17 protein-coding genes are annotated in these 23,395 nt (G+C 61.1%); 5 read left to right on the top strand and 12 right to left on the bottom strand.

Annotated features, from left to right (window positions below):
* Positions 1 to 107: 107 nt before the first annotated feature.
* The 7 genes from AAEZ10_RS18475 to amaB form a co-directional block, all read right to left on the bottom strand.
* Positions 108 to 824, bottom strand: a complete 717-nt coding sequence (locus AAEZ10_RS18475) for an ABC transporter ATP-binding protein (protein WP_016771915.1) — start codon at positions 822 to 824, stop codon at positions 108 to 110.
* Positions 821 to 1,693: an ABC transporter ATP-binding protein gene (locus tag AAEZ10_RS18470; protein ID WP_041480710.1), complete on the bottom strand. Its 873-nt coding sequence runs from the start codon at positions 1,691 to 1,693 to the stop codon at positions 821 to 823. The genes AAEZ10_RS18475 and AAEZ10_RS18470 overlap by 4 nt, the downstream gene beginning before the upstream one ends.
* Positions 1,690 to 2,991, bottom strand: coding sequence for a high-affinity branched-chain amino acid ABC transporter permease LivM (gene livM, locus AAEZ10_RS18465; protein WP_016771917.1), 1,302 nt, complete (start codon positions 2,989 to 2,991; stop codon positions 1,690 to 1,692). The genes AAEZ10_RS18470 and livM overlap by 4 nt, the downstream gene beginning before the upstream one ends.
* A 3-nt stretch (positions 2,992 to 2,994) precedes the next feature.
* A complete protein-coding gene (locus tag AAEZ10_RS18460) occupies positions 2,995 to 3,909 on the bottom strand; it encodes an ABC transporter permease subunit (RefSeq protein ID WP_016771918.1) in 915 nt (304 codons plus the stop codon).
* A 245-nt stretch (positions 3,910 to 4,154) separates the two neighbouring features.
* Entirely contained in the window at positions 4,155 to 5,288 is a 1,134-nt protein-coding gene (locus tag AAEZ10_RS18455; protein WP_041480713.1) for an ABC transporter substrate-binding protein, read from the bottom strand.
* Between the two features lie 368 nt (positions 5,289 to 5,656).
* Positions 5,657 to 6,940: an L-pipecolate oxidase gene (gene amaA, locus AAEZ10_RS18450; RefSeq protein WP_243242442.1), complete on the bottom strand. Its 1,284-nt coding sequence runs from the start codon at positions 6,938 to 6,940 to the stop codon at positions 5,657 to 5,659.
* Between the two features lie 197 nt (positions 6,941 to 7,137).
* Positions 7,138 to 8,628, bottom strand: a complete 1,491-nt coding sequence (gene amaB, locus AAEZ10_RS18445) for an L-piperidine-6-carboxylate dehydrogenase (RefSeq protein ID WP_350570403.1) — start codon at positions 8,626 to 8,628, stop codon at positions 7,138 to 7,140.
* A 164-nt stretch (positions 8,629 to 8,792) separates the two neighbouring features.
* Between amaB and AAEZ10_RS18440 the strand changes: the two genes are divergently transcribed.
* The 3 genes from AAEZ10_RS18440 (at position 8,793) to nadE (ending at position 11,962) form a co-directional block, all read left to right on the top strand.
* Positions 8,793 to 9,692 (top strand): LysR family transcriptional regulator, encoded by a 900-nt coding sequence (locus AAEZ10_RS18440; protein ID WP_122707749.1) that lies wholly within the window; start codon positions 8,793 to 8,795, stop codon positions 9,690 to 9,692.
* A gap of 214 nt (positions 9,693 to 9,906) precedes the next feature.
* Entirely contained in the window at positions 9,907 to 11,130 is a 1,224-nt protein-coding gene (gene pncB, locus AAEZ10_RS18435) for a nicotinate phosphoribosyltransferase (RefSeq protein ID WP_024011382.1), read from the top strand.
* Positions 11,131 to 11,134: 4 nt separating this feature from the next.
* Positions 11,135 to 11,962, top strand: a complete 828-nt coding sequence (nadE, locus tag AAEZ10_RS18430; protein WP_071174248.1) for an NAD(+) synthase — start codon at positions 11,135 to 11,137, stop codon at positions 11,960 to 11,962.
* Positions 11,963 to 12,078: 116 nt separating this feature from the next.
* Here nadE and azu read toward each other — a convergent pair whose 3' ends face one another.
* Positions 12,079 to 12,522 carry an azurin gene (gene azu / locus AAEZ10_RS18425; protein WP_073471702.1) on the bottom strand — a complete coding sequence of 148 codons (444 nt, stop codon included), beginning with the start codon at positions 12,520 to 12,522 and terminating at the stop codon, positions 12,079 to 12,081.
* Between the two features lie 342 nt (positions 12,523 to 12,864).
* On the opposite strand from azu, the gene AAEZ10_RS18420 reads away from it, so the two are divergent.
* Positions 12,865 to 13,452, top strand: a complete 588-nt coding sequence (locus AAEZ10_RS18420; protein ID WP_024011379.1) for a cytokinin riboside 5'-monophosphate phosphoribohydrolase — start codon at positions 12,865 to 12,867, stop codon at positions 13,450 to 13,452.
* A gap of 68 nt (positions 13,453 to 13,520) precedes the next feature.
* A complete protein-coding gene (locus AAEZ10_RS18415; RefSeq protein ID WP_016771927.1) occupies positions 13,521 to 13,709 on the top strand; it encodes a hypothetical protein in 189 nt (62 codons plus the stop codon).
* A gap of 208 nt (positions 13,710 to 13,917) precedes the next feature.
* Here the strand turns inward: AAEZ10_RS18415 and AAEZ10_RS18410 are convergent, their stop codons facing one another.
* The 4 genes from AAEZ10_RS18410 to AAEZ10_RS18395 form a co-directional block, all read right to left on the bottom strand.
* Positions 13,918 to 14,808, bottom strand: a complete 891-nt coding sequence (locus AAEZ10_RS18410) for a transglutaminase family protein (RefSeq protein WP_073471699.1) — start codon at positions 14,806 to 14,808, stop codon at positions 13,918 to 13,920.
* The gene (locus AAEZ10_RS18405) at positions 14,808 to 17,294 is read right to left on the bottom strand and encodes a circularly permuted type 2 ATP-grasp protein (RefSeq protein ID WP_350570398.1); all 2,487 of its coding nucleotides are present in this window, start codon (positions 17,292 to 17,294) and stop codon (positions 14,808 to 14,810) included. The genes AAEZ10_RS18410 and AAEZ10_RS18405 overlap by 1 nt, the downstream gene beginning before the upstream one ends.
* 88 nt (positions 17,295 to 17,382) lie before the next feature.
* Positions 17,383 to 20,658: a transglutaminase family protein gene (locus AAEZ10_RS18400; RefSeq protein ID WP_350570396.1), complete on the bottom strand. Its 3,276-nt coding sequence runs from the start codon at positions 20,656 to 20,658 to the stop codon at positions 17,383 to 17,385.
* A gap of 399 nt (positions 20,659 to 21,057) precedes the next feature.
* Positions 21,058 to 23,361 (bottom strand): YgiQ family radical SAM protein, encoded by a 2,304-nt coding sequence (locus AAEZ10_RS18395; RefSeq protein ID WP_016771932.1) that lies wholly within the window; start codon positions 23,359 to 23,361, stop codon positions 21,058 to 21,060.
* Between the last annotated feature and the right edge of the window lie 34 nt (positions 23,362 to 23,395).

Raw genomic sequence — 23,395 nt, 5'->3', positions numbered from 1 at the left:
TTGTTTTCCACAATTTTGGGAATTACTAATTTACCTGTGGTGGATTCCAAAAAATAAAAAAGCCCCGGGACTCTCGTCGCCGGGGCTGTGTACAACCGCGAGAAGAATCAGTGCCCGCCCAGATAGGCGTTACGCACCTCCTCATTCACCAACAGTTCTTTACCGGTGCCGGTCAGGCGAATCTCGCCGTTGACCATTACATACGCCCGGTCCGACAGCTTCAGCGCATGGTTGGCGTTCTGCTCGACGAGGAAAATCGTCATCCCGGTTTTCGCCAACTCGCGCAGCGTGGCGAAGATCTGCTTCACCACGATCGGTGCCAGACCCAGGCTCGGTTCATCGAGCAGCAACAGCTTCGGCCGGCTCATCAGCGCACGGGCGATGGCGAGCATCTGCTGTTCACCGCCAGACATGGTCATCGCCCGCTGATTGCGCCGCTCTTCAAGCCGTGGAAACAGCTCGAACATGCGCTGCATGTCCTCTTTGGCGTACTTGTCGCCAATCGGGATGGTGCCCATCAGCAGGTTTTCCTCGACGGTCATGTCGGGGAAAACCCGCCGCCCTTCCGGCGACTGCGCGATGCCATTGGAGGCGATGTAGTGCGAGGACTTCTGCGTGATGTCGACGCCCTGATAGAGAATCTGCCCGCCCGCCGCTCTCGGCTGGCCGAAGATCGACATCAGCAAGGTCGACTTGCCGGCACCGTTGGAGCCGATCAGGCTGACGGTCTCGCCTTCGTTGATCTGCAGTGAAACGCCTTTGAGCGCCTGGATCGGGCCGTAGAACACGTCAAGATTGCGCAGTTCGAGGATCGGTTGGCTCATACCAGCTCCTCTTCGTCGGCGCCCAGATAGGCCGCGATCACTTTCGGATCGTTGCGGATCGCTTCCGGCCCGCCTTCGGCGATGACGATGCCGTGGTCGAGAACCACGATGTGATCGGAAATGCTCATGACCATGCCCATGTCGTGTTCGATCAGCACCACGGTCAGATCGTGCTCGTCGCGCAGCAGCCGGATCATCGCGCTGAGCGCTTCGGTTTCCTGAGGGTTGAGGCCGGCGGCCGGTTCGTCGAGGCAGATGATCTGCGGCCGCGTGCACATGGCCCGAGCGATCTCCAGACGGCGTTGTTGGCCGTACGAGAGTTCACCGGCGAGACGGTTGGCGCAGTCGACCAGATCGACCACTTCGAGCCAGTAGAACGCGACATCCAGCGCATCGCTCTCGGCCTTGCGATAGCCCTTGGTGTTGAGGATGCCGGCGAGCATGTTGCGGTTGACCCACATGTGCTGCGCCACCAGCAGGTTTTCCAGCACCGACATTTCCTTGAACAGGCGAATGTTCTGGAACGTACGGGCAAGACCTGCACGGTTCACCAGGTGAGTACCGCCGAACATCTTGTAGTACATGCGGCTGAGGAAGGATTTCGGCGAGACGAAATCGGTCGCTTTGAACGACTCGCCCAGCAACTGGATGACGTTGGTCTGCTGGCCGCGCACATTGAGTTCGATCTTGCCGCCCGTGGCCTTGTAGAAACCGGTCAGGCAGTTGAACACCGTGGTCTTGCCGGCACCATTGGGTCCGATCAGGGCGAAGATCGAATTGCGTTTGACCTTCAGGCTGACATCGCTCAACGCCTTGATGCCACCGAAATGCATCATCAGTTTTTCAACAGAGAGTACGACTTCACTCATGGCGCAGTCCTCTCGTAGTGAATGGCACCTTTGCGTGGTTTGACCCCGGTGCGGCTGATGCGGATCAGCCCGCGTGGTCGCCAGATCATCATCAACACCATCAGGATGCCGAACAGCAGCACGCGGTATTCAGCGAAGCCGCGCAGCAGTTCCGGAGCGACGGTGAGCACAAACGCGGCGATGACTACGCCAATGGTCGAGCCCATGCCGCCGAGCACGACGATGGCGAGGATCAGCGCCGATTCGAAGAAGGTAAACGAGGTCGGGTTGACGAAGCCTTGATAGGTGGCGAAGAACACCCCGGCCAGACCCGCCGTCGACGCACCGATGGTGAACGCCGAGAGCTTGACCAGCACATGGTTGAGACCCATCGAGCGGCAGGCGATTTCATCTTCACGCAGCGCTTCCCAGGCGCGACCGACCGGCATCTTCACCAGCCGATGCTTGACGTACAGCACCGCCAGCACCACCAGGAACAGCACTGCGTAGATGAAGTAATACTTCACGTCGGGGTTGTAGGTCAGACCGAAGAACTCATGGAACGGTACTCCGCCATCCTTCGCCCGCTTGCCGAACTCCAGGCCGAAGAACGTCGGCAGTGGCGCCGGCATGCCGTTCGGGCCGCCGGTCAGGGACAGCCAGTTGTTCAGCACCAGACGAATGATTTCGCCGAAGCCCAGGGTCACGATCGCCAGATAGTCACCGTGCAGACGCAGCACCGGGAAACCGAGAATGCAACCGGCCAGGCCTGCGGTGATCGCCGCCAGCGGCAGCACGGTCCAGAAACCCAGACCCAGATATTGATAACCCAGTGCCAGACCGTAGGCACCGATGGCGTAGAACGCCACGTAACCAAGGTCGAGCAGCCCGGCCAGACCGACCACAATGTTCAGCCCCAGCCCCAGCAGCACGTAGATCAAACCGAGGATGACCACGCCGAGCAGGTAGGAGTTGGAAACAAACGGCACGATGATCGCCAGCACAATGATCAGCGGGATGATCCAGCGCAGCCGCGATTTGTAATCTGCCGGCAGCACGTGCACGCCGGAACCGCTGCTCTCGAACCCGTCGAGGATCTTCAGGCCCTTGGGGGTTTGCAGGAACAGGCTGAGGGCAAAGCGACCGGCCATGACGATGGCAATGATCCACGCCACGCGAGTCGCTTCGAGGTTGAAGCTGTAGCCGTCGAGGACCACGCCGACAATCGGCCCGAACACGATCAGCGCAATCAGGCCGGCAAGAATCGCCTCGACCAGACTTTTTTTGATATCGATGGATTTTTCAGTGGTTGCAGACATCGCTTACACCTTCGACACAAGAGGACGGCCCAACAGACCCTGCGGCCGGAAGACCAGTACGAGGACGAGCAGCGAGAAACTGAACACGTCTTTGTAGTCGGAGTTGACCAGACCGGAGAACAGCGACTCGGAGATGCCGAGGATGATCCCGCCGAGCATCGCGCCGGGCAGTGAACCGATGCCGCCCAGAACCGCTGCGGTGAACGCCTTGATGCCGATGATGAAGCCGGCATAGAAGTCGAACGTGCCGTAGTTCATGGTGATCAGCACACCGGCCAGTGCCGCCATGGCTGCACCGATGATGAACACGTAGGAAATCACCCGGTCGGTGTTGATCCCCAGGATCGAGGCCATCTTGCGGTCTTGCTGGGTCGCGCGGCACATGCGGCCGAGCTTGGTGTATTTGATGACGTAGGTCAGCAGCCCCATGCCGACGAACGCGGCGATCAGGATGAAGACTTTGGTGTAGGTCAGTTGTACGAAGCCGGTACCGACTTCAACACGCCAGGCACCGGTCAGCAGCGTAGGCACGCCCTGTTGTTTGGCGCCCTGAGCGATCTGCGCATAGTTCTGCAGAATCAGCGAAATACCGATAGCGCTGATCAGCGGCGCCAGGCGGGTCGAGTTACGCAGGGGTTTGTAGGCAACACGCTCGATGACCCAGCCATACACCGCCGTGACGACGATGGTGAAGATCAGCGTGCCGAGCATCAGCAGCGGGAAGGATTCGATACCGAAGTAAGCCAGCAGAGCCAGACTGATTGCCGCCAGGTAAGCGGAAATCATGTAAACCTCGCCGTGGGCGAAGTTGATCATGCCGATGATGCCGTAGACCATTGTGTAGCCGATGGCGATCAGGCCATAGACCGACCCGAGGGTCAGGCCATTGACCAGTTGCTGCAGGAAAATACCATCCATAACGCAATCTCACGCAGTGAGAACCTGCGCGCCAAGGGCGCGCGGTTCTTCTAGGAAAAATACAGATGTACGTCGGAGCAATGTCGGAGCGTGATCAGCCCTGACCACACGGAACCCCTTTGTGGGAGCGAGCCTGCTCGCGAAAGCGGTTGAACATTCAACGCAGAGGTTGTTTGTCAGTGCGTCTTCGCGAGCAGGCTCGCTCCCACAGGGGCTCGGTAGTGATCAGATGATCGCTTCAGCCCTTACTTCTGCTTTTCCAGCTGGTGGTATTTGCCGTCCTTGTCCCACTGGTAAACCACGTAGTCGGAGACTTTCAGGTCGCCTTTGGCGTCCCAGGTCTTCTCGCCCATCACGGTTTTCACCGGGTTGGCCTTCAGCCACTTGGCAGCGGCTTCGCCGTCGTTTTTCTTCGCGCCATTGAACGCTGCCGCCAAGGTCTGAACCGAGGCGTAGGCGTACAGGGTGTAGCCTTCAGGCTCGGTGCCGGCCTTGCGGAACGCGTCCACTACGGTCTTGCTTTCAGGCAAAAGGCGCGGGTCGGCGCCGAAGGTCATCAGCACGCCGTCGGTGAATTGCGGGCCGCCAGCGGTGGTCACCAGCTCGTCGGTCACGATGCCGTCATCGGACATGAACTTGACGTCTTTCAGACCTTGTTCGCGCAGCTGGCGAACCAGTGGACCGGCTTCCGGGTGCAGGCCGCCGAAGTAGACGACATCGGCGCCGGCGCCACGGATCTTGGTAACGATGGTGCTGAAGTCTTTCTCGCCGCGGGTCAGGCCTTCGTACAGCACAGGCTTGACGCCGCGTTTTTCCAGCTGAGCCTTGGTGGCGTCCGCCAGGCCTTGGCCGTAGGTGTCCTTGTCGTGCAGCACGACGACTTTCTTGCCCTTGAGCATGTCGACGATGTAGTCGCCGGCAACGATGCCTTGCTGGTCGTCACGTCCGCACATACGGAACATGGCGCTGAGACCGCGTTCGGTCACTTGCGGGTTGGTCGAGCCCGGGGTGATCGCGATGATCCCGGCTTCGTCGTAGATTTCCGACGCTGGAATGGTCGACGAGGAGCAGAAGTGCCCGACCACGCCGGCGACTTTCTGGTTGGTGAGGTCCTTGGCGACCGTCACTGCCTGCTTCGGTTCGCAGGCGTCATCGCCTTTGACCAGGACGATTTTTTCCCCATTGACGCCACCCGCCGCGTTGACCGCATCGGCCGCCGCCTGTGCACCCTTCATGTACTGCTCGCCGAATGCCGCGTTGGCACCGGTCATAGGACCCGCTACACCGATCTTGATATCAGCTTGAGCAAACGCAGAAACACCCAGCGCAGTAGCGACTGCGAGGGCCAGAAAGCCTTTCTTGTAAAACGTCTGGGACATGAGGTGGTGCTCCAAGGTTTTTTTTAGTTGGCACTGCGACTTCACTTCACTCAAAGCTCAGAGCAAGGCCCGTGCCATCGGTTTTTTATTCTTCAAAAAGTCGCTGCGTTGTTGTTATTTCGACTGTTTCGGTCCCATTTTCATTGGGCGTGCAACCGTCTAAACCGCGGAAGGTGAAACCATTTGTTTTTTCAGGCGCAACCCGCACGCGCCATCATTGCAACCGCAGCGGCAAACGACGTGCAACCAGCCTGTAACAGCCCGCGTCACCGAACTGCACACTGCTGGTGCGGGACTGCTACAACCCGCACCATTACAGGCTAGTCGCTGGATGCAAAAGCGCCGCTTGCGGCAACAAATTTCAACACTCAAATGACGATGCGCAGGCACTGGCCCGCGTGATACAGGGAAAACCCCGCCTCGTACAGGCAACTGCGCAAGCCCACACCGGCCAGGGGTTGCATCGGTGCGAAGGGAATCGGCAGTGCCTGCGGATTGCCGTTGCACAGGTAATCGGCAAAAGCTTTGCCGACCACCGTGCCGGTGGTGACGCCGCGACCGTTATAACCGGTGACGGCCACCAGTCCCGGCGCCGGTTCGAACAGGCGCATCAGGTGATCAGGGGTAAACGCAATGCGCCCGGTCCAGGTGCATTCCCACTCGACCGGCTTCAGATTGGGGAAGTAATGCTGCTGTACCCGATCAGCCCAGGCCTTGAGAAACCAGGTCGGTTTCTGGTTGCCATTGCCGAGGCTGCCGAGCAACAGGCGCCCGTCCTTGTCGCGGCGGATGCTGCTCAGCACCTGACGGGTGTCCCACGAGCCCTGCCCGCCCGGGAGAATTTCCTGCGCGGCGTCTTCGCTGAGCGGCACCGAGGCGACCTGGTAGTAATAACCGGGAAAGAAATTGCGCTTGAGTTCGGTCCAGTCGCCTTCGGTGTAAGCATTGGAGGCGATGACCACTTGTTCGGCGAGTACCGAACCCTGGGCGGTTTGCACCGACCAGTTCTGCCCGATGCGCTCGAGGCGAGTCACCGGCGAATGATCGAACATCTGCCCGCCGAGCCCGCGCACGGCATTGGCCAGCCCGGTGACATAGGCCATCGGATTGAGCGTGCCGGCGCGGCGATCAAGCAACGCGGCGGCGATTTTCTGCGTGCCGGTGGCTTGCTCGCAGGCCTTGCCGGTGAGCAGTTCGACCGGCGCGCCACGACGTTTCCATTGCTGCTCGCGACTGCGCAGATCCGCCTCGCCCTTGGCGTTATGCGCCATGTGCAAAGTGCCTTCGCGGCGCAATTGGCAATCGATGGCGTATTTATCCACAAGGCTGAACACCAGCGCCGGCGCCGCACCGAGCATGCGGTTGAGCTGACTGCCGACCGCCTCGCCGAACCCGGCTTCGATCTCGTCCGGAGGAATCCACATGCCGGCGTTGACCAGCCCGACGTTGCGCCCGGAGCCACCATGCCCTGCGCGATGCGCTTCCAGCACGCAGACGCTTTTGCCTTTTTCCAACAGATGCAGCGCCGCTGACAACCCGGTGAACCCGGCGCCGATCACACAGACATCGACCTTGACCTCGCCACTGAGCGCGGCGTTATCCGGGCGTTGTGGCGTGAGCGTTTCCCACAGACATTCTTCGCGTAACGGCATTGCCAGACTCCAACAGAAACCCAACAAACACACAAACCTGAGTGAGCCCCCTGTGGCGAGGGGATTTAGCGAAACGTCGCACCGCCCCGCTGGGTCGCGGAGCGGCCCCAAAATTTCAAAAGCGACGACTGCTTCGCAGCCGAACGGGGATAAATCCCCTCGCCACAGTGCTCACTCCTACAGACGATCTCCACCTTTCAGTCGAATGTAATGCCCTGCGCCAACGGCAATTCCAGCGAGTAGTTGACGGTGTTGGTCTGCCGGCGCATGTACGCGCGCCAGGCATCGGAGCCGGATTCACGGCCGCCGCCGGTCTCTTTCTCGCCACCAAATGCACCGCCGATTTCCGCACCGCTCGGGCCGATGTTGACGTTGGCGATGCCGCAGTCGCTGCCGACCGCCGACATGAACCGCTCGGCCTCACGCACGTCGGTGGTGAAGATGCACGATGACAGGCCTTGCGGCACGGCGTTGTTCAGGCGCAGCGCTTCTTCGAAATCGCTGTAGCCGACCACGTAGAGAATCGGCGCGAAGGTTTCGCTGCAGACCACGTCGCTCTGCTCGGGCATTTCCACGATGGCCGGCGATACGTAGTAGGCGTTGGGGAATTGCTCTTCCAGTTGGCGCTTGCCGCCGAATACCCGGCCGCCTTCGCTCAGCGCCTGTTCCAGCGCATCCTGCATGTTTTCGAAGCTGTGCCTGTCGATCAGCGGGCCGACCAGATTGCCTTGCAGCGGATGGCCGATGCGTACTTTCGAATAGGCAGCCCTGAGGCGAGTGACGATTTCTTCCTTGACCGACTCATGGGCAATCAGACGGCGCAAGGTGGTGCAGCGTTGCCCGGCGGTGCCGACGGCGCTGAACAGAATCGCGCGCACCGCCATATCCAGATCGGCGCTCGGGCCGAGGATCATCGCGTTGTTGCCGCCCAGCTCAAGAATGCTGCGGGCGAAACGCGCGGCGACTTTCGGCGCCACTTCCCGCCCCATCCGCGTGCTGCCGGTGGCGCTGATCAGCGCGACACGCGGGTCATCGACCAGCGCTTCGCCGGCATCGCGACCGCCGATCACCACCTGGCACAGGCTCGGTGGGGCATCGCTGAAATTCTTCACTACGCGATCAAACAGCGCCTGACAGGCCAGCGCGGTCAGCGGGGTTTTCTCTGATGGCTTCCACACCACCGGGTTGCCGCAGACCAGCGCCAGGGTGGTGTTCCACGCCCACACTGCGACCGGGAAGTTGAACGCGCTGATGACGCCGACCACGCCGAGCGGATGCCAGGTTTCACGCATATGGTGGCCCGGGCGCTCGGAGGCGATGGTCAGACCGTACAGCTGGCGCGACAGGCCGACGGCGAAGTCGCAGATGTCGATCATCTCCTGCACTTCACCCAGACCTTCCTGAGTGATCTTGCCGGCCTCCCACGACACCAGCTCGCCGAGGTCGGCCTTGTACTCGCGCAACACTTCGCCGAACTGGCGCACCAGCTCACCGCGACGCGGCGCCGGCACCTTGCGCCAGTGCTCGAATGCATGATCTGCGCGACTGATGTGTTGCTCGACTTCGGCAGCGCCTTCCCAGTTCACCGAGGCAATTTCGCTGCCGTCGATGGGCGAATGCACCGGCACTTTGCCGTTCTGGTACAGGGCCGGGTTGACTCCCAGACGATCAAGCAATGCAGCTACCATCGGTCTCTCCTCAAGCAAAAACAGAATGTGTGCGGCCATCTTTCGCATGGCCGGGCAGGTCTTTAGTTGTAGCCTCACTGCGGCGATGCAACAAACGACCTTTACGCCAGATATCATTCCGTTTATTCATGCTGCCTGGCGAAAGACAAGAAAAAGGACTGGCCATGCTGAACAAACGCCACTTGCCCTCGATCACCGCGCTGCAATGCTTCGAGGCCGTGACCCGGCACCTGAGTTTTACCCGCGCCGCCGAAGAGCTGAACCTGACCCAGAGTGCGGTGAGCAAACAGGTCGCGCAGCTTGAAGAACTGTTGCAGCACTTGCTGTTCCGCCGCGTGCGTCGGCGCTTGCAGATGACGCCGGCCGGGGATTTGTATCTGGTCGAGGTCAGAAAAATCCTCAGCCAAGTGGAGATGTCGACGCATTACCTGCGTTCCTACGGCGGCGAAACCGAAGTCCTGCGCGTTTCCACCCCTTCGACCTTCGGCGCCCGTTGGCTGGTGCCGCGCCTGAAAGGCTGGCGCCTGCGCCATCCGTCGATTCATCTGGATCTGTGCAACGAACAGGAAGCCGATGATCTGTTGCAGGGGCGCAGCGATCTGGCCTTCTATTTCGGCCAGGCTTCGCGTCCAGGCACCGAATGCCTGAAGTTGTTCGGCGAACAACTGGTACCGGTCTGCGCCCCGGGCAGCCTGCCGGACGCGCCATTCACTGACCCGACGCAACTCACCGACCTGGTGCTGCTGCAAAATGCCTCGCGACCGCAAGCCTGGCACGACTGGTTCGACAGTCAGGGCTACCACACCGAACACAGCTACCACGGGCCGCGTTTCGAAACCTTTTACATGTGCATCCGCGCCGCCCAGGTCGGTTGTGGCGTGGCGCTGCTGCCGCGGTTTCTGGTGGAAGAGGAATTGGCCGAAGGCAAACTGGTCATACCCTGGCAGCATGCGATGCCCAGCAGCGATGCCTATTACCTGGCCTACCCGGAGCACGCGGCGGAAGTGCCGAAAGTGCGGGATTTTGTGAAATGGATGCTTGAACAAATCGATAGCCCGGTGTGAGGTCAACCGGGATCCCTGTGGGAGCGAGCCTGCTCGCGAAAGCGTCGGGTCAGCCACATCATCTTTAACTGACACACCGCATTCGCGAGCAGGCTCGCTCCCACAGTGGATCTGCGGTGCTCTGAAAAAATGCTGGCAATCCCCACCGCCGATATGCGCCACTAGCGCCATCGATATAGACCGCGCCAGGCGCGGCGCAACTGGAGACCCGTTTATGAGCGAGAGTGTGTTTGCCGATCGCATCGTGCAGAACCTGCTCGACACCGACTTCTACAAGCTGACGATGATGCAGGCGGTGCTGCACAACTACCCCAACGTCGAAGTCGAATGGGAGTTTCGTTGCCGCAATGCCGAGGATCTGCGTCCGTATCTGGCCGAGATCCGTCATCAGATCGAGCGTCTGGCCGAGCTGAGCCTGAGTGCCGATCAGTTGAGCTTCCTTGAGCGCATCAGCTTCCTGAAACCGGATTTTCTGCGCTTCCTTGGCCTGTTTCGCTTCAACCTGCGCTACCTGCACACCGGCATCGAGAATGGCGAGTTGTTTATCCGCCTGCGCGGACCCTGGCTGCACGTAATCCTCTACGAGGTGCCGCTGCTGGCGATCGTCAGCGAAGTGCGCAATCGCTATCGCTACCGGGAGACCTCGCTGGAGCAGGCACGCGAACAGCTGTATCGCAAGTTCGACTGGCTGACCGCCAATGCCTCGGCCGATGAGCTGTCGCAATTGCAGGTCGCCGATTTCGGCACGCGCCGGCGCTTTTCCTTTGGCGTGCAGGCCGAAGTGGTCAACGTACTCAAGCATGACTTCCCGGGGCGTTTCGTCGGCACCAGTAACGTGCATCTGTCCCGCGAGCTGGACATGAAACCGCTGGGCACCATGGCCCATGAGTGGATCATGGCCCACCAGCAACTCGGCCCGCGTCTGATCGACAGCCAGATCGCCGCCCTCGATTGCTGGGTTCGCGAGTACCGTGGCCTGCTCGGCATTGCCCTCACCGATTGCATCACCACCGATGCGTTTCTTGGCGATTTCGATCTGTTCTTCGCCAAGCTCTTCGACGGCCTGCGCCACGATTCCGGGGACCCGGTGGCGTGGGGCGAAAAGTGCATCGCGCACTACCACAAGCTCGGCATCGACCCGATGAGCAAGACCCTGGTGTTCTCCGACAGTCTGACCCTGCCGAAATCGTTGGAGATTTTCCGCGCGCTGCACGGTCGCATCAATGTGAGCTTCGGCATCGGTACCAACCTCACCTGCGATATCCCGGGTGTCGAACCGATGAGCATCGTGCTTAAAATGACCGCCTGCAACGGCCAGCCGGTGGCGAAGATCTCCGACGAGCCTGGCAAGACCCACTGCAAAGATCCGAATTTCGTCGCCTATTTGCGACATGTGTTTCAGGTTCCTGCCGAATCCAGTCTATCTAGCAAGGAGTGAATTCATGCAAGCCGTACAGCGTGAGATTGCTGAGCAGCTCAAGGTGCAACCACCGTTCGCCGACGACCAGGCCCTGCAGGCCGAAATCGCCCGGCGCCTGACGTTCATTCAGGATTGTCTGGTCAATTCCGGGCTCAAGACCCTGGTGCTGGGCATCAGCGGCGGCGTCGACTCACTGACCGCCGGCCTGCTGGCCCAGCGCGCGGTACGTGAACTGCGCGAAAAAACCGGCGACGACCGCTACAAATTCATCGCCGTGCGCCTGCCCTACGAAACCCAGTTCGACGAGCACGACGCCAAGGCCTCGCTCGACTGCATCGCCCCTGACGAAATCCACACCGTGAACATCGGCCCGGCGGTCAAGGCGCTGGCAGCTCAGGTGTCGGCGTTCGAAGGCAAACCGGCGGCGTCGGTCGACTTCGTGCTGGGCAATACCAAGGCGCGTATGCGCATGGTGGCGCAGTACACGATTGCCGGGGTGGCGGGCGGCCTGGTGATTGGCACCGACCACGCGGCGGAAGCAGTGATGGGTTTCTTCACCAAATTCGGCGATGGCGCCTGCGACCTCGCCCCGCTCAGCGGCCTGGTGAAAAATCAGGTGCGCGCCATTGCCCGCAGTTTTGGCGCGCCGGAGTCATTGGTCGAGAAAGTGCCGACGGCTGACCTCGAAGACTTGTCACCGGGCAAGCCGGACGAAGCGGCGCACGGCGTGACCTATGCCGAGATCGATGCATTCCTGCACGGGGAAACGGTGCGGGACGAGGCGGCGAAGATCATCGTCGATACGTACAACAAGACTCATCACAAGCGGGTCATGCCGTTTGCGCCTTGATTTTTCAACGGCATGAAAAAGCCCGCTGAGGAGCGATCCTCCGCGGGCTTTTTCTTTGGCCATCAGTGAAGCGGATGGCCTCTTCGCGAGCAGGCTCGCTCCCACATTGGCCCTGATTACTTGACGACGATGGTGCCTTTCATCATCGAGATGTGGCCAGGGAACGAGCAGAAGAAGCCGTAGCCACCGTCAGCTACCTTGGCCACATCGAAGGTCACCGAGTCGGTTTCCTTGGCGCCGATGATCTTGGTGTGGGCGATGATGCGGGCGTCGCCGTCCTTCAGGTAGTTCTTGTCGATACCGGCTGCCAGGCCGTCGGTAGCGATTGGCTGCATGTCAGCTTCTTTGCTGATCACCAGGTTATGGCCCATGACGTTCTTCGGCAGGTTGCCGGAGTGGGTCAGTTCGACGGTGAAGGTCTTGCAGCTCTTGTCGATCACGATTTCCTTGGTGTTGAAGGACATTTGATCGGTGGAATCAACGGTGGTTTTGCACTCGGCAGCCATCAATTGGCTGCTGGCCAGCGCCAGCAGGGATACCGCAACAACTTTGGAAAACATGGTGAATCTCCAAGGCAGGGTTAACAAAAACACTAGTGGTGGAAAGACTGCCTGAAATCATCGCAAGTTCATATGACTTGAGTCAAAAATTGTATACAACTTTCAGGCTATGACACTCATCGACACAATCTAACGGCCATTTCGTTGGGCCAGGCCTATGATCGGTCCACCTACTGAAACGGAGTGCCAGTCATGTTCTTCAACGGCCTGTTGTGCAGCTTGCTCGCCGCCTACGCTTGTGGCGCCAGCGGCACTTTTGAATCACCCGAACGCGAAGTCTAGTCCTTGGAGCGCAGCGTGCCAGCCGTTACCCTGTGCGACTGATCGACTCAGGAGTAACGCATGTCGCTGAAATCCGTTTGTGTGTTTTGCGGTGCCAACGCCGGTACCGTGCCGGCCTACACCGAAGCTGCCGTGGCCCTCGGCCGGGCATTGGCCGAGCGTAATCTGACGCTGGTCTACGGCGGTGGTGCCGTCGGTTTGATGGGCATTGTCGCTGATGCCGCGCTCGCCGCTGGCGGCGAAGTGATCGGCATCATTCCGCAAAGCCTGATGGACAAGGAGATCGGCCACAAAAGCCTGACGCGCCTGGAGGTGGTCGACGGCATGCATGCGCGCAAGGCGCGGATGGCTGAGCTAAGCGACGCGTTCATCGCCCTGCCCGGCGGCCTTGGCACGCTGGAAGAGCTGTTCGAAGTCTGGACCTGGGGCCAGCTCGGCTACCACGGCAAGCCTTTGGGGCTGCTGGAAGTGAACGGTTTCTACAGCAAACTCACGGCTTTTCTCGATCATATCGTCGGCGAAGGCTTCGTTCGCGCGCCACACCGTGACATGCTGCAAGTGAGCGAATCGCCAGATTCCCTGCTCGACGCCCTCGATCAGTGGCAGCCGACCGTCACGCCCAAGTGGGTCGACCAAAAACCCGGTTAACCCCCGGACACCGATACAGGGCAGAATACGCGCCGCTCAACCTCACCTTCGACCCCAGAGGATCGCCCATGGCCAAACCCAATTACTCCTTCGCCAAACGTCAACGAGACCTGGCAAAGGAACAGAAGAAAGAGGAAAAGCTTCAGCGCAAGAAGCAAACCGCTGAAGAAGCGGCACTGAACCCTGACGGTGAAGTGGCGACCGATGATGATGTTGATGCATCCGATGCACCGAAAGATCAGACGCCCGACGCCTGAGCCCCACCGGGTTTGATGATCGAATCAGACCCTGCGGATTTGTGACGGGGCTGGCAGTTCTGCTGCCGGCCCTCACAGCCCTGATTTCCCTGACACACCAAAATCCCTGTGGGAGCGAGCCTGCTCGCGAAAGCGGTGTATCAGTTACAAATCCATTGGCTGACCTGACGCTATCGCGAGCAGGCTCGCTCCCACATCTGAAAACTCATCAATTCTGAGGCATCACCGTGACCCGCACTTCCGGGTCGTGATTACCGCCACCGAGAATCACCCCACGCAGCGGCGACACATCGGAGAAATCCCTCCCCCACGCCAGCGTGATGTGTTCCAGCGCCGGCTGCACATTGTTGGTCGGATCGAAATCCACCCAGCCCGATACCGGACAGAACACCGATACCCACGCATGCGAGGCGTCGGCGCCGATCAGGCGTGGCTGCCCCGGCGGCGGCTGGGTGAGCAGGTAGCCGCTGACATAACGCGCCGCCAGACCGCGCGAGCGCACACAGGCCAGCATCAGATGAGCGAAGTCCTGACAGACGCCGCGTCGACGCTCCAGCACTTCCACCAGCGGCGTCGCCACCTGGGTGGCTTCGGCATCGAAGGTGAATTCGCTGAAGATCTTCTGCATCAGCGCCTGCACCCCGAGCAGCAACGGTCGCCCTGGCGGAAAACAGCTTTGCGAGAACTCGACGAAGCTGCGCTTCAAATGCACATAAGGCGACTGGAACCGGTAGCGACAGGCTTCGAGCAAGTCGGCGGACAACGGCTGACTGCTGTAAGTCAGCGCATCGCGGGTCTGCTCCCACGCTGGCGACTGGTTGAATTCCAGCGCCGGCCGCGCCAGCACCTCGACCGTCAGCCGGGCGTTGACCTGCAATTGGTCATGGGGCCGTTCAAATGCCAGACGCGTCAACGGATTGCCAAACACGTCCAGTTCGTCACGGCGCATGGTCGGCTCGGGGCTGATCAGCAACTGCTGCTCGGTGCAGCGCTGCCAGCTGCATTCGCGCGGCCACAGGTGCGCCAGTTGCTGCGCGAGGGAAACCGGGCTGTCGTAGTGATAACAGGTGTCGTGGAAGATCTGATATTGAGCGCTCATCACACGGACACCGTTCGCTGGCTGACATCATCGACATGGGCGAAATGGCGCAGGGCCAGACGATCCGATACCTGGCCGCTGGCTTCGGCGATGTCCTGCAACAGATCGGCCAGACCATCCAGCGCGGCACGTACGCTGGATTTGCCGAACAAAGGATTTTCCAGACAACCGAGATCAAACCGCGCCAGGCGCTCGACCAGTTGCGGCAGCGCGGTTTCCCGAGGCGCGGCGAAATCGTCGTTCAGGCGTTTCAGCGTGCGTGTCACCAGTTTCAGCTGAAACAGCACCGCGTGGGGGTTCTGCTCATCCAGCAGCAGCAAATCCAGCACCGGAATCAGTTGCGCCACCGCCAGATAGCGCGAGCGATAGGTAATGCTGCTGTTACCCAACTCCAGCAACCACTCCAGCCCCGCCTGATCGAACGCACCCGCACCGCGCAGAAACGCCGCCAGACTGCTGCTGAGAAATTGCAGGCGTTCGATGCGCCGGCCAATCATCAGAAAACGCCAGCCTTCGTCACGGGTCATGTCATCCAGGGCAAACCCCGACAGCGCTGCCAGCGACATCACCAGACGGTTGAGAAAATCCAGCAGTTCGCCGAAGTCCGGTTCATCGACTTCCAGCTCCAGCGCCTCGCGCTGCAATTCGACCAGCGCCTGCCAGTTTTCCCGGGACAGCTTGCCGCGCACTTGCGAGGCGGCCCATTGCAGGCGTTGCAAATTGGAGCGCAGGCTGAACGACCAATCCTCGCCCAGCATCGCAGCGAGCAGGCGCTCCGGCAGTTCGCCCTCATCCGGCAACAGCGCCAGCCGCTCGCCGAGATCGACCGCTGCTTGCAGCGCCTGCGGATCATCGCCATCGACGTAACGCGTGAGCATGATGCGCAGCAGCCGCGCACTGTCGTCACAGCGCTCGCAGTAGCGACCGAACCAGAACAGATTTTCCACCACCCGCGACGGCAGGTACGGATCGCGCCGCACCAGATCGTGCACGCCGACATTGCGCTGCGCCTTCCACTGCTCGCCACTCGGCGCACGGTCGCTGAGCACCCAGGTGTCCTTGCTCGCCCCGCCGCGCTGCATCGACACCACCTCGGCATCGGCGTCGGCCGCCACTCGAGTCAGACCACCCGGCAATACGCGGTAGCCATCGTGGCTGGCCACCGCATACATGCGCATGCCGATCGCGCGGGGTTGCAGATGACCGTCTTCGGCTTGCCAGACCGGCGCCTGCGACAGTTGCGCAAGCTCTTGCGCGACGTAGGCATAAGGCCGTGCCTGCATACGCTGCGCCAGCTCGAGGCGCTGACTTTCATTCAAGTCACGGCCGAAAACAGGCGCGAAACTCTGCGACGGGAACGCCGGTTTGATCAGCAGCTCCGGAAGTTTTTCCAACGCCTGCGCCAGCACTGGCGCTTCACCGCACCACCAGGTGGCGATCGACGGCAGGATCAGTTCTTCGCCGAACAGGTATTGATTGATCTTCGGCAAAAACCCCAGCAGCCCCGGCGATTCCAGCACCCCGCTGCCTAGCGCATTGGCCACCAGCACCCGCCCCTGACGCACCGCCTCAAGCAGACCGGGGACGCCAAGCGCCGAGTCGGTACGCAGTTCCAGCGGGTCGCAGAAATCATCGTCGAGGCGGCGCATGATCGCGTGCACCCGGCGCAGGCCGCTGAGGGTTTTCAAATACACCGTGGCATTGCGCACCGTCAGATCGCCGCCCTCGACCAGCGGATAACCGAGCTGACGCGCCAGATACAGGTGCTCGAAATAACTTTCATTGAACCGCCCCGGTGTCAGCAGCACCACCAGCGGTGCGTCATCGCCCTCCGGTGCCTGACGGGCCAGGGTTTCCTGCAAGGTGCGGAAGAAACCGGCCAGATGCTGGACCTTAAGATCCCGGTACAAATCAGGAAAGGCCCGAGAGACGATGGTGCGGTTTTCCAGCGCATACCCGGCCCCGGACGGCGCCTGGGTGCGATCGGCAGTGACCCACCAGCGACCATCCGGCGTGCGCGCCAGATCCACGGCATACAAATGCAAAAAGGCTGACTCGGGCGGGGCAATGCCCTGACAGGGCCAGAGAAAATTGTTGTGTCCGAATACCAGCTCGGCGGGCAGCAGGCCTTCGCTGATCAACCGCTGCGGACCGTACAGATCCGCCAGCACTGCATTGAGCAAGCGCGCACGCTGAGCGATGCCGGCGGACAATTGCTGCCACTCATCTGCCGCGATCACATGGGGCAGCAGATCCAGCTCCCACGGCCGGTCAGCGCCCTTTGGATCGGCATAGACGTTGTAGGTGACGCCGTTTTCCTGAATCTGCCGCGCCAGCAAGGCCTGGCGCTGCACCAGTTGCGCCGGGCTGCTGCGCTGCAACTGATCGAACAGGCGCTGCCAATGCGCACGCACTGCGCCGCTGCCGTCGAGCAGTTCGTGATAGGTGCCCGCAGTCAGCGGGTAGCGGTCTAACAGGTCAGGCATGGAAAGCTCGGCAGACAGCAGGGAACGGTCAGACTAACGCAGGCACATGACACGCGGATATACGAAAAATCCGCGTGTTGCGTAGGCTCTAGTAACGGCGCAGGTCGATGGTCATCGGTAGCTCGTCATTGATTTCTACCTTTGGTACGGGAAGTTTCCCCGGCGTGTGTCCGAGGCGGAAAAACCGCGCCATGCGCCGGCTCTCCGCTTCATTGGCATTGACCGGCAAGGTCTCGTAATTGCGCCCACCGGGATGGGCGACGTGGTACTGGCAACCACCCAGCGAACGCCCCATCCAGGTATCGAGCAGGTCGAACACCAACGGCGCGTGCACCGGTATGGTCGGATGCAGGCAGTTGGCTGGTTGCCAGGCCCGAAAGCGCACCCCGGCGACAAACTCACCCACCCGCCCGGTCGAGTGCAACGGTACCGCGACGCCGTTGCAGGTCAGCAGATAGCGCTGTGGCGGCAGGCCGTTGAGTTTGACCTGCAAGCGCTCCAGCGATGAATCGACGTAGCGCACCGTGCCGCCCGCCGAGCCCTCCTCGCCCAGCACATGCCAGGGTTCGAGCGCCTGACGCAGCTCCAGCTCGATGCCATTGACGGCGTAGTCACCGACCTTGGGAAAACGAAACTCCAGATGTGCGGCAAACCATTCCGCACGCAGCGGATAACCGGCGTTGTTCAGTTCGACGATGACGTCGGCGAAATCCTGTTCAATAAAGTGCGGCAGCAGGAAACGGTCGTGCAGCTCGGTGCCCCAGCGTGCCAGTTTCGCCGGCGCATAAGGCTCGCGCCAAAAGCGCGCGACCAGTGCCCGCAGCAACAACTGCTGAGCCAGACTCATGCGCGCATGGGGCGGCATTTCAAAAGCGCGCAGTTCCAACAAGCCGAGACGCCCGGTGGCGCCGTCCGGTGAATACAGTTTGTCGATGCAGAATTCGGCGCGATGGGTATTGCCGGTGACGTCGATCAGCAGATTGCGCAACAGTCGATCGACCAGCCACGGTGCACATTCCTCGCCCGGTTCCGGCATCTGCGCGAAAGCGATTTCCAGTTCGTACAAGGCGTCATTACGCGCCTCGTCGACGCGTGGTGCCTGGGATGTCGGGCCGATGAAGAGGCCGGAAAACAGGTACGACAGCGAAGGATGGTTGTGCCAGTAGCTGATCAGACTGCGCAGCAGATCCGGCCGCCGCAGAAACGGTGAGTCCGCCGGTGTCGCGCCGCCGAGTACGAAATGGTTGCCGCCGCCGGTGCCGGTGTGGCGCCCGTCGATCATGAACTTTTCGGTGGTCAGGCGGGTTTGCCGTGCCTGTTCATAGAGAAACTCGGTGCGCTCGACCAACTCGTCCCAGCTTGCCGATGGCTGCACGTTGACCTCGATCACGCCCGGGTCCGGAGTGACACGGAAGTTGCTCAGGCGCGGATCACTTGGTGGTTCATAGCCTTCCAGCAGCACCGGGCAGTGCAGTTCTTCGGCGGTGGCCTCAATGGCCGAGACCAGTTCCAGATAATCCTCGACCCGCTCCAGCGGCGGCATGAACAGATACAGCCGCCCTTCGCGGGCTTCGGCGCAGAATGCGGTACGGGTCAGCCAGTCAGCGGACTCATCGATTTTCGGCACGCGCTCATCCAGCGCAGCAGGTTCGCCGTGCACACCGAGCTGCGCGGCATCCGGCAGTTCAGCGAAGTCCTGATTCGGATCGTTGGGATGGATGAACGGATATTCCGCCGCTTTCACCCACGGCTGCGACGCCAGCGGCAAGCGATAACCCAGCGGCGAATCCCCGGGCACCAAGCGACAGTGCTCATCGCGCAGATACCAACGGCCGCTCTGCCATTGATCGCCCTTGGCCGTGCGCGCCAGCGGCAGCACCTGGCCGATCACCTTGTTCAGACCCTGACTGAAGACCTTGCGCAATCGCGCGCGCTCCAGCGGTTCCTCCAGACGCGAATCTTCGGCGCTGACGTTGCCGGGCAACGCGCCCTCACGCCAGAGGTAATAGAGATGATCCTCGTAAGCCGGGAAGACGAAGCGTGCAGGCAACTTCAGGCGCTCGGCGACGCTGGCGAGAAAGCGTCCGGCCAGTTCGCCGTCGGCGCCGTAGTCCTGCTGTTCGTCGGCGATCAATGCGTCGTTGTGCCAGATCGGCTGACCGTCGCGGCGCCAGTAACAATTGAGCGACCAGCGCGGCAATTGCTCGCCGGGATACCACTTGCCCTGACCGAAATGCACCAGCCCCTGCGGTGCATATTGCTTGCGCATGCGCTGAAACAGTTCGGCGGACAGCCGGCGCTTGTCCGGCCCCAGCGCGGCGGTGTTCCATTCGGCGCCGTCCGGGTCGTCGATGGAAACGAAGGTCGGCTCGCCGCCCATGGTCAGGCGCACATCGCCTTCGAGCAGGTCGGCATCGATTTGCCGCCCCAGTGCCTGGATCGCCCGCCACTGTTCATCGGTGTAAGGCTTGGTGACGCGCGGCGCTTCCCAGATTCGCTCGACCGACATTTCATGGCTGAACTGCGTCTCGCAAGGTTCGACCAGACCACTGATCGGCGCCGCCGAGGACGGATCGGGACTGCAGGCCAACGGAATATGCCCTTCCCCGGCGAACAGCCCGGACGTCGCATCAAGGCCAATCCAGCCGGCACCCGGCAAATACACCTCGCACCAGGCATGCAGGTCGGTGAAGTCGACTTCAGTGCCGGACGGGCCGTCGAGGCTTTTCACGTCGGAGGTCAGTTGAATCAGGTAACCGGAAACAAACCGCGCCGCCAGACCGAGATTGCGCAACAGCTGCACCAGCAACCATGCCGAATCACGGCAGGAACCGGAGGCGTGTTGCAGTGTGTGCTCCGGAGTCTGCACGCCGGGCTCCATGCGGATCAGGTAGCCGATGTCTTCGCTGAGGCGCTGGTTGAGCGCCACCAGAAAATCCACCGCCGGCAGTGGCGTGCGGTCGATGGAGTCCAGGTAAGCCTTGAACGTTGGCGTCAGCGGCAGGGTTTCGAGGTACGGCGCCAGCTCCTTGCGTTCATCGGCGGCGTAGCTGAACGGGATTCGCTCGGCGTACGGTTCGAGGAAGAAATCGAACGGATTGAACACCGCCATTTCCGCTACCAGATCGACTTCGATGCGCAGCTCTGCGGTTTTTCCCGGGAACACCAGACGTGCCAGGTAATTGCCCTGGGGGTCCTGCTGCCAGTTGATGAAATGCTGCTCGGGCGAGACTTTCAGCGCATAGGAAAGAATTCGCGTGCGGCTGTGGGGCGCCGGGCGCAGGCGGACGATCTGCGGGCCGAGTTCGACAGCGCGGTCGTAGCGATAATGCGTGACGTGATGCAATGCGACATGAATCGACACGGCGTGCCTCCTGCGAGCCTTGGGCGTATGGGAAAGCGCGCAAGACTTATGCCATGCACAGGCTTGCGCGCTTTCGCGAAATGCTCAAGGCAGTACAGCACCAAAACCGGGCGATGCGAGGAAATGCTTTGGCTCAGTTGCACGCAAATGTTGCGGACGCTGATTCTTGCTGTGTTTGATCGGATGCTTTCGCGAGCAGGCCAGCGGCAACAACTTGATCATTCCCACGCTCTGCGTGGGAATGCAGCCCGTGACGCTCCGCGTCACAACCATGTTCGACAATACTACGAGTAACGGCTGGAACGCGGAGCGTCCCGAGAGGCATTCCCGCGCGGAGCGTGGGAACGATCAGCAAAACGCCAACCCGAAGGTTGGCGTTCTGTTCAGCTCAAGCAGTGTTTAGCGCGGCACGACCGGCTTGCGTGTCGGCTTCGGCCCTTTGCCTTTGGCCGCATCCTTGCGCTCCTTGGCCGCCTGCTGGTTGCGGGCGAACGCAGCAGCCTTGGCCTGTTCACGCTTGTCCCACGGATTACCGCCATCACTGGCACGCGGCGGCAGACCGGTATGCTGGGTGAGAATTTTGGTGGTCTTCTCTTTGGCGACCTTGTGGCTGCCGGCCGGCGTCGAGTTCTTGCGGCGGGCGCTCTGGTAGCTGTCGGTGGCAGGCTGATGCGCCGGGATCAGTTGATCCTTGCCCGGCCCGATCAGATCGGCGCGGCCCATGCGGATCAGCGCTTCACGCAGCATCGGCCAGCCTTTCGGGTCGTGATAACGCAAGAACGCCTTGTGCAGACGACGCTGATCTTCGCTCTTGACGATGGTCACGCCGTCGCTCTTGTACGTCACCTTGCGCAGCGGGTTCTTGCCCGAGTGGTACATCGCCGTGGCGGTGGCCATCGGCGACGGGTAGAACGCCTGCACCTGGTCGGCGCGGAAGCCATTGCCCTTGAGCCACAGAGCGAGGTTCATCATGTCTTCGTCGGTGGTGCCCGGGTGGGCGGCGATGAAGTACGGAATCAGGTACTGCTCCTTGCCCGCTTCCTTGGTGTACTTCTCGAACATGCGCTTGAACTTGTCATAGCTGCCGATGCCCGGTTTCATCATCTGGTTGAGCGGACCTTCCTCGGTGTGCTCCGGAGCGATCTTCAGGTAACCGCCGACGTGGTGGGTCACCAGCTCCTTGACGTACTCCGGCGACTCGACGGCGAGGTCGTAACGCAAACCGGAGGCGATCAGAATCTTCTTCACACCCGGCAGGGCACGGGCGCTGCGATACAGCTGGATCAGCGACGAGTGGTCGGTGTTCAGGTTCGGGCAGATACCGGGGAACACGCACGACGGCTTGCGGCAGGCGGATTCGATTTCCGGGCTCTTGCAGGCGATGCGGTACATGTTCGCAGTCGGGCCGCCGAGGTCGGAAATGACCCCGGTGAAACCCGGCACCTTGTCGCGGATCTCTTCGATTTCGCGAATGATCGACTCTTCGGAACGGTTCTGGATGATCCGCCCTTCGTGCTCGGTGATCGAGCAGAAGGTGCAGCCACCAAAGCAGCCACGCATGATGTTCACCGAGAAACGGATCATGTCGTACGCCGGGATCTTCTCCTTGCCGTACGCCGGGTGCGGCACACGGGCGTAAGGCATGCCGAACACGTAGTCCATTTCTTCAGTGGTCATCGGAATCGGCGGCGGGTTGAACCAGACATCGAGCTCGCCATGCTTCTGCACCAGCGCACGGGCGTTGCCCGGGTTGGTTTCCAGGTGCAACACGCGGTTGGCGTGGGCGTACAGCACCGGGTCGTTACGCACCTTCTCCATCGACGGCAGGCGGATCACGGTCTTGTCGCGGGTCATGCGCGGGCTGGCCAGGATCTGCACGACCTTGGCTTCCTGCGGATCTTCGACCGGGCCTTTTTCCTGCTCGATGGCGCAGGCCTGGGTGTCCTGGGTATTCACGTACGGGTTGATGATCTTGTCGACCTTGCCCGGACGGTCGATGCGCGTCGAGTCGACTTCGTACCAGCCCTGCGGCGTGTCGCGACGGATGAACGCGGTGCCGCGCACATCGGTGATGTCTTCGATCTTGTGGCCCCACGACAGGCGCTGGGCGACTTCAACAATTGCGCGCTCGGCGTTGCCGTACAGCAGAATGTCGGCGCTGGCGTCGATCAGGATCGAGTTGCGCACGCGATCCTGCCAATAGTCGTAGTGGGCGATGCGGCGCAGCGAAGCTTCGATGCCGCCGAGCACGATCGGCACGTGCTTGTAGGCTTCCTTGCAGCGCTGGCTGTAAACCAGGCTGGCGCGATCCGGACGCTTGCCGGCCATGCCGCCGGGGGTGTACGCGTCATCGGAACGGATTTTCTTGTCCGCGGTGTAGCGGTTGATCATCGAGTCCATGTTGCCCGCCGCGACGCCGAAGAACAGGTTCGGCTCGCCGAGCTTCATGAAGTCGTCTTTGGACTGCCAGTTCGGCTGCGCGATGATCCCGACGCGGAAGCCTTGCGACTCCAGCAGCCGGCCGATGATCGCCATGCCGAACGACGGATGATCGACGTAGGCATCACCGGTAACAATGATGATGTCGCACGAATCCCAGCCAAGCTGATCCATCTCCTCTCTGCTCATCGGCAGGAATGGCGCTGGACCGAAACATTCGGCCCAATATTTTGGATAGTCAAATAACGGCTTGGCTGCTTGCATGTCGACGACCGGTGTTGAAGTGAAAAATCGCGGG

The sequence above is a fragment of the Pseudomonas sp. H26/SER47-MNA-CIBAN-0231 genome (assembly GCF_040310465.1).
GTDB lineage: Bacteria > Pseudomonadota > Gammaproteobacteria > Pseudomonadales > Pseudomonadaceae > Aquipseudomonas > Aquipseudomonas atacamensis.
The sequence above is the reverse complement of the archived record's forward strand: the minus strand, read 5'-3'. Positions and strand labels throughout refer to the sequence as shown.

Bases quoted from the DNA above. Each gene is read 5' to 3' on its own strand.
- AAEZ10_RS18475 (WP_016771915.1), bottom strand. From the start codon at position 824: ATGAGCCAACCGATCCTCGAACTGCGCAATCTTGACGTGTTCTACGGC.
- AAEZ10_RS18470 (WP_041480710.1), bottom strand. From the start codon at position 1,693: ATGAGTGAAGTCGTACTCTCTGTTGAAAAACTGATGATGCATTTCGGT.
- livM (WP_016771917.1), bottom strand. From the start codon at position 2,991: ATGTCTGCAACCACTGAAAAATCCATCGATATCAAAAAAAGTCTGGTC.
- AAEZ10_RS18460 (WP_016771918.1), bottom strand. From the start codon at position 3,909: ATGGATGGTATTTTCCTGCAGCAACTGGTCAATGGCCTGACCCTCGGG.
- AAEZ10_RS18455 (WP_041480713.1), bottom strand. From the start codon at position 5,288: ATGTCCCAGACGTTTTACAAGAAAGGCTTTCTGGCCCTCGCAGTCGCT.
- amaA (WP_243242442.1), bottom strand. From the start codon at position 6,940: ATGCCGTTACGCGAAGAATGTCTGTGGGAAACGCTCACGCCACAACGC.
- amaB (WP_350570403.1), bottom strand. From the start codon at position 8,628: ATGGTAGCTGCATTGCTTGATCGTCTGGGAGTCAACCCGGCCCTGTAC.
- AAEZ10_RS18440 (WP_122707749.1), top strand. From the start codon at position 8,793: ATGCTGAACAAACGCCACTTGCCCTCGATCACCGCGCTGCAATGCTTC.
- pncB (WP_024011382.1), top strand. From the start codon at position 9,907: ATGAGCGAGAGTGTGTTTGCCGATCGCATCGTGCAGAACCTGCTCGAC.
- nadE (WP_071174248.1), top strand. From the start codon at position 11,135: ATGCAAGCCGTACAGCGTGAGATTGCTGAGCAGCTCAAGGTGCAACCA.
- azu (WP_073471702.1), bottom strand. From the start codon at position 12,522: ATGTTTTCCAAAGTTGTTGCGGTATCCCTGCTGGCGCTGGCCAGCAGC.
- AAEZ10_RS18420 (WP_024011379.1), top strand. From the start codon at position 12,865: ATGTCGCTGAAATCCGTTTGTGTGTTTTGCGGTGCCAACGCCGGTACC.
- AAEZ10_RS18415 (WP_016771927.1), top strand. From the start codon at position 13,521: ATGGCCAAACCCAATTACTCCTTCGCCAAACGTCAACGAGACCTGGCA.
- AAEZ10_RS18410 (WP_073471699.1), bottom strand. From the start codon at position 14,808: ATGAGCGCTCAATATCAGATCTTCCACGACACCTGTTATCACTACGAC.
- AAEZ10_RS18405 (WP_350570398.1), bottom strand. From the start codon at position 17,294: ATGCCTGACCTGTTAGACCGCTACCCGCTGACTGCGGGCACCTATCAC.
- AAEZ10_RS18395 (WP_016771932.1), bottom strand. From the start codon at position 23,361: ATGCAAGCAGCCAAGCCGTTATTTGACTATCCAAAATATTGGGCCGAA.